This is a genomic window from Stenotrophomonas sp. 05L44_2 (assembly GCF_056665995.1).
Genome location: NZ_JBFTNR010000673.1, coordinates 1 through 2276, shown reverse-complemented (window position 1 = coordinate 2276; position 2276 = coordinate 1). Strand labels below are relative to the sequence as shown.

Annotated in this window: 1 protein-coding gene and 1 pseudogene; one reads left to right on the top strand and one right to left on the bottom strand. The window is 68.6% G+C overall.

The genetic code is table 11. The features are described 5' to 3' along the window. Positions 1 to 231 precede the first annotated feature (231 nt). Positions 232 to 1893, bottom strand: a complete 1662-nt coding sequence (gene recN / locus AC1VAN_RS19085) for a DNA repair protein RecN (RefSeq protein WP_480986468.1) — start codon at positions 1891 to 1893, stop codon at positions 232 to 234. Positions 1894 to 2008: 115 nt separating this feature from the next. Here recN and AC1VAN_RS19080 point away from each other — a divergent pair. Continuing rightward, positions 2009 to 2276 (top strand): annotated as a pseudogene (locus tag AC1VAN_RS19080) (heat-inducible transcriptional repressor HrcA); the annotation flags it as partial.

The window sequence follows — 2276 nt, the reverse complement described above, 5'->3', positions numbered from 1 at the left end:
GTCATGACCTTCGTCCGCGTGCGTCGGGTTGCCGGCCAGCGGCCGGCACTACCAGGTCTTCGTCCGCGTGCGTCGGGTTGCCGGCCAGCGGCCGGCACTACCAGGTCCTCGTCCACGTGCGTTGGGTTGCCGGCCAGCGGCCGGCACTACCAGGCGTCAGGCCTGCAGTAGATCCACGCCATGCGTGGATGAATGCCCCCGATTCACGCGCGCCAACAGGCGTGCAGGGACCTACACCTGCAGCAGCTTGCGCGCGGCGGCGCGGGCTTCCTTGCTCACTTCCACTCCACCCAGCATGCGCGCCAGCTCTTCCTCGCGGGCCTTTGCGTCGAGCTTCTCCACTGCGCTCTGGGTCATGCCTTCCACCGGTGCCTTGCTGACCCGGTAATGGGCGTGGCCCTTGGAGGCGACCTGCGGCAGATGGGTAACGCACAGCACCTGGCGCTTTTCGCCGAGGGCGCGCAGCTTCTGGCCGACGATATCGGCCACCGCGCCACCGATGCCGGAGTCGACTTCGTCGAACACCATGGTCGGCACTGCATCCAGGTCGAGCGCGGCCACTTCGATGGCCAGCGAAATACGTGACAGCTCGCCACCGGAAGCGACCTTGCGCAGCGCACGCGGTGGCTGGCCGGCATTGGCAGCCACCAGGAACTCGACGCGCTCGGCGCCCTGCGGGTCCGGCTTGCCGTTGTCCTGCGGCTCCAGCTCGATCAGGAACTGGCCGCCGCCCATGCCCAGCTCGGCAATGATGCCGGTGGTGGTGGCCGACAGCTCGGCAGCAGCGGTGCGACGGCTGGTGGTCAGTGCTGCAGCCTCGACACGCCAGGCCGCTGCGGCCTTCTCAATTTCGCCGGCCAGACGCTGCAGGCGCTCGTCGGCGCCGCGCAGCTGTTCCACTTCGGCGTGCATGCGCTCACGCTGCGCACCCAGCTCATCCATCGGCACGCGGTGCTTGCGSGCCAGGTCGTGCAGGCGGCCSAGSCGGCGYTCGWTSTCCTCGAACTGSTCSGGATCGGCGTCCAGGTCGTCATGCACCCGGTCGAGCAGGGCCAGCGCCTCGTGCAGCTGGATGGAGGCGCTGTCGATCAGGGCATCGACGTCGCCCAGGCGCGGGTCATGTTCGGCCACCCTGGCCAGTTCATGCCGCACCTGCTGCAGCAGGTCCAGCGCCGAGTGGCCTTCGTCGCCGTTGAGCTGGTCCGAAGCTGCCTGGCAGGCGGCCAACAGGGCGCTGGCATGCGCCTGACGGCGATGGCTGGCGCCGAGCGCGGTGATCGACTCCGGCTCCAGATCCTCACGGTCCAGTTCACGCAGCTGATGTTCGAGGAAGCCGATGCGGTCACTCACGTCGCCCTGTTGCGACAATGCGAGGGATTCATCGACCAGCGCCTGCCAGGTGGCGGCAGCGCGGCGCACCTGGCGGCGTTCGCTTTCGTTGCGGGCATAGGCGTCCAGCAGGGCCAGCTGCGACGGGCGCGTCAGCAGGGCCTGCTGCTCATGCTGGCCATGGATTTCCACCAGCAGGCCGGCGAGGTCGGCCAGCTGCGCCAGGGTGACCGGGCGGCCGTTGATCCACGAGCGCGAGCCGCCGTCGGCGCGGATCACGCGGCGCAGCTGGCATTGGTCTTCATCGTCCAGCTCATTGCTGGCCAGCCACTGGCGGGCGGCCTGCAGCTGGTCCAGCGCGAATTCGGCCGACAGTTCGGCCCGGGCCGCRCCATGGCGGACCACGCCGCTGTCGGCGCGCAGGCCGGACAGGAAGCCCAGGGCGTCGACCATCAGCGATTTGCCCGCGCCGGTCTCGCCTGAAACCACGGTCATGCCCGGCCCGAACTCCAGTTCGGTGGCGCGGACGACGGCGAAATCCTTGATTGAAAGATGTCTGAGCATGGGTAAGGGGGTGTCTGCAGCCGCGCAACGCTAGCACGCGCGGCGGGGTCGTCCAATGACTTGCCAAGGGGATGCGTCGCCATTATCTAATGTCCCTGTCTCACAGGTTGATTTCATGCACGGTTCTCCCGACCAACTTGCCCCGCGCGCGCGGCACCTGCTGCGCACGCTGATCGCGCGCTACATCCAGGATGGCGAGCCCGTGGGTTCGCAGACGCTGGCGCGCGTGGCCGGCCTGGAGGTCAGTCCGGCCACCATCCGCAACATCCTCGGTGACCTGGAAGACCTGGGCCTGCTGGCCTCGCCGCATACGTCGGCGGGCCGGATTCCGACCGCGCATGGCTACCGGGTGTTCGTCGACAGCCTGTTGCAGATGCAGCCGC